Here is a 6,744-nt window from a genome sequence, read left to right on the forward strand (position 1 = left end):
ACTAGGCCAGACGGAATCCGGCTCCCACCCCGCCGGCCGCATTAAGATCCGCGGCGATCACGTTCCACGCTGCACCCGCCGTCGGCGCGTGCAACGGCCCCTGCAGCGGGGTGGTGCAGGAAGGCAGGTTGGCCACGCCACCGTTGACGATGCCGACCAACCGGTTGCCGACGTAGATCGGGCCACCCGAATCTCCCATAGAGCCGCACAGGTGGGAAACCAGGAACGGTCCGGAGATCGCCAGCATGGGGCCACAGGAAACACCGGTGGCCACACCGGTCTTGCACATCTGCTGCAGGCTGCCCGGGGTGGGGCCGCCGAGGGAGTTCAGGTGAACGTTGTTGTAACCGCGGGTCAGGCGCACCTTATTGTTGAACTTGATCACTGCGTAGTCCGGGTAGCCGTTGCGGACAACGGTGCCGATCTGGCCGGCGCGTTCAGCGTCCATAGAAACGACCGGGGCACCGGGGCCACCGCAGTGACCTGCGGTGATGCCCACCTTGTTCCCGGCCTTGTCGTAGCCGACCACGCCCAGGGTGCAAATGTTGTTGCCAACGTAGATCGGCATGGAAGGCCCAGCCAGAACGCTGGGCGCCGCAGCACGCTGAGCCTGCGGAATGCCTGGAGAGGTGAAGTAGTGACCCGGAACGCGGTGCGGTCCGGGCTGGCCGGTGGCCTGCAAGAATGCATCTGCGGAACCAGCGGGCGCGGCTGCGGCCTCTGGCGCGGTGAATGCGGAGCCAAAAACGGCGGAGGTAGCCAACGCCACGCCCGCCATCAGGGCTCCGATTCGGCGACGGGTGGCGCTGCGGAAGGAGCGCCCAGGTGAGGTGCGAGTGGATACAGATGCGGCTGACATGCACCTAACCCTAGCGCAGAAGCTCGGTTTCACATGCGTCACAGAGGTAACAATTTGGACAAGGTTACCCCTGCTCCCCCGCCTCGTGCTGCGCGGCACCGACTAGGCGCCGATTAGCTGCCGACCATCTGCCGGTTAGCGGGCAACTAGCGCAGAACGGTGACGCTGCCGTCGCCGTTGACCTTGACCTTAGCGGCGAATGCGGCGGCCATGTTCAGGCGCTGCCAGGATCCGCGCGGACCCTGATCGTCCAGCGGGGAACCGGACGGGATGGCGGTCTGGCGCAGGATGGAGGCGCGCTGCTTGTAGGTCAACTTCGGGAACTTCGGCAGCAGCAGATCCGGCGCAGCCTGCGGCACGATCATCGGCGCATCCTTGCGGTAGATCTTCGGGAAGCCGTAGGTCATGCGGTCGGTGTACTCGCGCACAGCCTGGTCGGTGGAACGGTATGCCTTGTCGCTCTTCACAACCTCGGCAATCGGACGACCCGCGCGCCACTCCAGCTCCGCGCGCAGCTCCTTGCCCGCCTGTCGGACCGCGTCACGCATCTTCGGATCGTTCCAGCGGTCGGCGGCAGCAGCGGTGCCGGACATGCGGCCACCCATGACGTCCAGCGGGTAGTGCACGCCCATGACAACGCGGTTGTTGCCAGCCTCGGAACCGCGAGCCAGGATCTGCGGAGCCAGCTCCGGCAGGGTCAGCGCCAGCAGAGTGGTGGACCACACGGCCTGGTTGGTGTGGCCGGATGGGTAGGATTTGGAGGTGCCGTAGTACTTGTTCTGGCCATCCTCGTACTTCTTGATGCGATCCGGGGCGACCACGAACGGACGGTCGTAACCGAACACCATCTTCTCCACGAAGGTGGAGGATGCAACTCCGCCTGCGCGTGCCAGGTAGCCGTTGCCCAGCAGGTACTGGGTCTTCGGCAGACGATTCTCACGCAGGGCGTCGCGGAAGTGGCGGCCAAGCTCGTCGCCCAGCGAGTCGGAGAACGCATCCAGCACGCCCGCCTTGTCCGCGCGAGCGTCCTTCTGTGCGCGCTGGATAGCAGACGGATTGCTCTGCGCAGCGTTGTTGATCTCCACAACCTTGTCCAGGTTCTGCTTCATGATCGCCGGGTGGTTGGCGCGCACATCGTTGAAGCCATCCACGACGTCCAGGTAAATGCCGTAGCCGTGGGAGCTGATGTCAGAAATGTAGCCGCCCAGGTACTCCGGACCGAAAGGCTGCGGGGTCGGGGCGCCCGGGTGCTGTACCGGGTGCGGGTAGCCCGGCACTCCCTCGGAGCCAGCAACCGCCGGCACGCTCGGTGCAGCCTCCACCGGCGCGACGTTCACTGCGGAAAGGGACATGGTTGTTGCCATCACGGTGGCCATCGTGATTTTGAGGCTCTTATTCTTGGTCACTTTTCTCTCACCTTTGAGGTCTCGTCCTGCAGTTCTTTTTTGACGCCAAGCTTCCAGGCCCGCCCGGCGACTATTGCAATAGTTTTATAAACTCCTTCGGACACTAACCCAGGTTTCTGAACGTCAGGTTAATTTGAGGTTAGGCGCGAGTGACACTGTGGGCGTCAAAAAAGAAGACAGGAAGAAAAGCACTAAACAATAAAGCCTTGCCAGCGCGCGGCTTGCAGCGAGTCATCGTTGCTGTCACGGGTGAAGGGGAAGTTCTTTAAGACCTGATTGGTGAAGCTATCCACGCGCTGGTTGGCGTTGCGCAGGTCGTAGTAGGTCCGCATCTCCGCATCGTAATCCGCCAGGTCGGCGGTCAGGTTCTCGCTGGTCTGGTAGCCGTTTTCCATCACGCGGAACTTGCGCGGCATGCGAGGCTTCAGCTGCGGATCCTGGTTCGGCCAGCCCAGGGTAAGGCCAACCACCGGGAAGGTGTAGCGCGGCAGATCGAGCAGTTCGATAACCCCGGCCGTGTGGTTGTGGATATTGCCCAGGAAGTTGGCGCCCAGGCCGAAGGACTCGGCAGCGTTCACCACGTTCTGTGCCATCAGGCAGGCGTCGGTGAAGGCCTCCACAAAAGCCTTCGTGCGCCCAGCGGCTCGCGGGTCGCCGCCATTTTCCTGCAGGATCTGCGCATTCCGCGCCGTATCCGCCAAGAACAACAGGTACACCGGTGCGCGGCGAACATACTCCTGGTTGCCGATCTCCGCCAGGCGCTCCCGCAACTGCGTATCTGTCACGCGAATGATGCTGGCCTGCTGCATACCGCGGGAAGATGCCGTGCGCATGGCTACGTCATAGATGGTTTCCAGGGTCTGGCCGTCCACCGGCTGATCCGTGAACTCCCTGATCGTGCGGTGGGAAAGCTGGCGTTCGACCATAGAGTTTGTGTTTTTAGGCATGGCCCCAACCCTAGCTAGAGATTTTTCCAAGTTTTCCGGCCTGCGCCGGGAACAAACGTTAGCGATAATACATTCCAACACTGTTAGCCTGTGCGGGTCACTACCGAACCGCCACGCGCCGAGAATTTCTAGATAGGTACGTTCAAGAGTTTTCCAAGGAAGTATTGCTTACATGATCATCGCAGTTATCATCCTCGCCATCCTCGTAGTCCTCGCCATCATCTGGTTCGCCATGTACAACAGCCTCGTCAAGAAGCGGAACACAGTTAACGAGGCTTACGCCCAGATCGATACCCAGCTGCAGCGCCGCGGCGACCTGATCCCCAACCTGGTGGCCACCGTCAAGGGTTACGCCAGCCACGAAGCCAAGGTATTCCACGACATCGCGGAGCTACGCACCGCCACCGAACGCGCGCAGGCAACCGGCAACGTGCAGGATGCCTCCCAGGCCGACGCCGTATTCGGTCGCACCATGGCTACCCTGCGCGCCACCGCCGAGGCGTACCCGGAGCTGCAGGCCTCCCGCAACTTCCAGCAGCTGCAGGAAGAGCTCGCCTCCACCGAGAACAAGGTGGGTTTCGCCCGCCAGTACTACAACGCCTCCACGAACACCTACAACACCGCAATCCAGTCCGTGCCGACCAACATTGTCGCTTCCGTCCACGGCTTCCAGCCCTTTGGTTTCTTCCAGGTGGAAGAGTCCAAGCGCCAGGCTCCGGACGTTTCTTTCTAGCCTTCTTGCTCTGCCCGGCCGCGCTTGCGCACTAAGAGGCTGAAAGGACGGATAACGGACAATGGCCAACCAGCCAAGAACCTTTGACGAATCGCTTTCGCAGCTACGCAAAGGCATCGCCGTCGCGTGGATCGCGAACGTATTTGTTCTGCAGCTTTCCATCGTCGCGTGTGCCTGTGCAGCCTACGTTGGCATCCAAGGAAGCGACATTGACTACAACACCCTGGGCAAGGTCATCCTGATCTCCGCCGGGGTCGCCATCCCGGTTGCCGCGCTTATCCTGCTGTATTCGTATTTCTTTTCCACCAAGACCGTGATCTCCGCCATCGGTGGCGAGAAGCGCAAGGTGGAAAAGGGCATGGTCTACAACATTGTGGAGGAGATGTCGATCGCCGCGGGCATGCCCTCCCCACCCAAGGTCTATGTGCTCATCGGCACCGGAGTACCCAACGCCTACGCACTGGGAGGCAAGCGCAACAAGCCTCACACCGGCACCATCGTCGTCACCGAAGAGCTTGGGTACCTGCTGAACCGCGAGCAGATGCAGGCGGTCATCGCCCACGAGATGAGCCACCTGACCGCCGACGATAATCGCGTGATGACGCAGCTGGTGGCCATCGCGTCCGTCATTTCCATCCTGCAGTCGGTGTTTATCTACGGCAGTTTCAGCAACAACAACCGGAGCCGCTCCAGCTCCAACTCGAACGGTGGCGGAAATGCCGTAGCTGCCATCGTGATCTTGCTGATCTCCTTCTGCGTTATCCTCGCCGCCCCAGCGCTGGCCAATATCGCCCGGGCCTACATGTCTCGCCACCGCGAGCAGCAGGCCGATAGCCAAGGAGTCTCCCTGTGCCGTAACCCCACCGCACTGGCGCAAGCCTTGATCACTATCCGCGCATTCCACCAGACGAACCCTTCTACGGTGCAGAACTCCATGTACGGCACGCCCGGCTCCCTGGCTTTGTACGCACCGGAGCAGGACATCATCCAGGGCTTCCACAATTCCGACGCAGGCAAGAAGGGGTCCGTCTTCAAGCGCGCCATGACGAAGAAACGAAACTTTTCCGCTACCCACCCGCCGATCTGGGAAAGGGTCAACGCCCTGATCGCCATGGGTGCCTACGTGCAAGATTTCGTCCCGTATGTCCCCGAGCACGCGCAGATTGCCGGGCACATCAAGTAGCCTGGGACTTTCTATGACTCCCCTCTCCTATACCTCGACTGACGGCTTTCCGGAGCTACACATGTCGCGGGTCATCACTGCGGACTTCGAGACCGCCGCGGCCAGGCTTTTCCGCTGGGGTGTGCAGCGCAGTGGCCTCTTCCGCGTGCTCCCCACCCACGAGGTTGTGGAGACTGGCGCCGAGGTCGCACTGGGCTTCGGGCCGTGCGCGTTCCGCTGCCGGGTTGTCGATACTTTCTCCACGCCCGGCCGCTGCGGCTTTACTTATGGCACTCTCCCCGGTCACGTCGAGCGGGGCGAGGAGACTTTCACCCTCGAGCGGTTGCAGGACGGTAGGGTTCTTTTTCTTATTGACGCCAAGTCCCAGCCCGCCCGTTTTCCCGTCCTACGCCCAGTCATCGACCTGCCGCGGCGTGCCCTGATCCGCCGCTTCTACCTACGTGCTCTCGACGATTGAGCAGAAGATTAACGGCAGAGTGCGGAAGCCGCGGACAGCGCGATTGCCCCCTATCCACAGTCCCAGCTGAAAATAACCCGATCGAAGTTACGTGCTGCCAGATCATCGGGATGGATGTAGAAGTTTCCAACTCCGCAATCGCCCCACTCACATGGGCCATCCTGGTCAATCGTCGCAAGCACGATCCGAGGATCCGATGGGAGTAGTGGGCTACCGTTCAGCATGATCGTGTAGCCACCGAGCGAGGATCCGTTTGCTTGTGGAAAGCCAATGGGCTCCAAGTATTCATCGGCGTGAGGGTAGACAGTGAAGCCCTCTTTTTCTGCACGGGCGACGGCCGCGTCAAACGCATCCTTTGTCGTTCTCCCGAGGTTAAGGTGGGGCTGCTCAATTGTCGTCTCCCCTCCGACCACCCATCGCGAAACCAGGTTTCCTTCATACGTGTGAATATCCACGTAATCCCGCCCCCTCCTCAGCAAGGCACGAGGGCCTTTCGGATCAAGAATGACACGACCGTACTCGTGAGTGCTGCAATTCACTTCTTGATCGAATCGGACTCCGTCGATAGTGAAGGGATCGAATGGATTAGGGGCTGGATGTTCGCCCGAATTCTCGATCTCTTCTTCGGGCATCTCGCCGACATGCGGCGCAGAGAAATCCTCAAAGTATCGGGCGAACGGAGTGGCCTCATCCCCCAGCCCCTGGCTGTCTTTCCGTAGCCATTCATCCATGCCCCACCCATCGTCTTCAGGTACAAAAAGCTGAAGAAGCCCAACCGTAGGGAACCCTGGAAGGGGCTCTAGCTCGGAGAAATTAAACTGGGCAATGAAGAACATGGGCCGGCCACCGTAATACGGGTAGGGCGCATGCTCCGGCAGGTAGGGAGTGCCACACACCTTCGAAGTGGTCGGTGTATCAGGCCGCGTGCTCTCCTTAAGCGCAAGAGCAGGACGGGTGGGGATGCTGTCGAAGGAGTATTTCAGATCATCCAGACTGGTCGATTCAAACATGTCAACAACCTTAGGCCTCCGGCCACAACCCCACATGCGCAAAATCCCCTCGCCGGTCTTTCAACCAGCGAGGGGATTAATTTGTAGCGGGGGCAGGATTCGAACCTACGACCTCTGGGTTATGAGCCCAGCGAGCTACCGAGCTGCTC

Annotated in this window: 7 protein-coding genes; 3 read left to right on the top strand and 4 right to left on the bottom strand. The window is 60.9% G+C overall.

The genetic code is table 11. The annotated features are described in order from the left end of the window. Position 1: 1 nt before the first annotated feature. The 3 genes from Q0331_RS09980 to Q0331_RS09990 form a co-directional block, all read right to left on the bottom strand. Positions 2 to 859, bottom strand: a complete 858-nt coding sequence (locus Q0331_RS09980) for a S1 family peptidase (protein WP_298076198.1) — start codon at positions 857 to 859, stop codon at positions 2 to 4. Positions 860 to 1,005: 146 nt separating this feature from the next. Continuing rightward, positions 1,006 to 2,265 carry a phosphatase PAP2 family protein gene (locus Q0331_RS09985; RefSeq protein WP_298076199.1) on the bottom strand — a complete coding sequence of 420 codons (1,260 nt, stop codon included), beginning with the start codon at positions 2,263 to 2,265 and terminating at the stop codon, positions 1,006 to 1,008. 191 nt (positions 2,266 to 2,456) lie between these two features. Then, positions 2,457 to 3,212: an NADPH-dependent oxidoreductase gene (locus Q0331_RS09990; protein ID WP_298076200.1), complete on the bottom strand. Its 756-nt coding sequence runs from the start codon at positions 3,210 to 3,212 to the stop codon at positions 2,457 to 2,459. Between the two features lie 172 nt (positions 3,213 to 3,384). Between Q0331_RS09990 and Q0331_RS09995 the strand changes: the two genes are divergently transcribed. From Q0331_RS09995 to Q0331_RS10005, 3 genes are all read left to right on the top strand, one after another. Continuing rightward, positions 3,385 to 3,945 carry a LemA family protein gene (locus Q0331_RS09995; protein ID WP_298076201.1) on the top strand — a complete coding sequence of 187 codons (561 nt, stop codon included), beginning with the start codon at positions 3,385 to 3,387 and terminating at the stop codon, positions 3,943 to 3,945. Between the two features lie 61 nt (positions 3,946 to 4,006). After that, positions 4,007 to 5,128: a M48 family metalloprotease gene (locus Q0331_RS10000; RefSeq protein ID WP_298076202.1), complete on the top strand. Its 1,122-nt coding sequence runs from the start codon at positions 4,007 to 4,009 to the stop codon at positions 5,126 to 5,128. Between the two features lie 13 nt (positions 5,129 to 5,141). Continuing rightward, entirely contained in the window at positions 5,142 to 5,585 is a 444-nt protein-coding gene (locus tag Q0331_RS10005; RefSeq protein ID WP_298076203.1) for a DUF1990 domain-containing protein, read from the top strand. A gap of 50 nt (positions 5,586 to 5,635) precedes the next feature. Here the strand turns inward: Q0331_RS10005 and Q0331_RS10010 are convergent, their stop codons facing one another. Beyond that, positions 5,636 to 6,595, bottom strand: coding sequence for a YwqG family protein (locus tag Q0331_RS10010; protein ID WP_298076204.1), 960 nt, complete (start codon positions 6,593 to 6,595; stop codon positions 5,636 to 5,638). Positions 6,596 to 6,744 lie beyond the last annotated feature (149 nt).

The organism is uncultured Corynebacterium sp. (assembly GCF_937999985.1).
In the GTDB taxonomy this organism is placed as follows: domain Bacteria; phylum Actinomycetota; class Actinomycetes; order Mycobacteriales; family Mycobacteriaceae; genus Corynebacterium.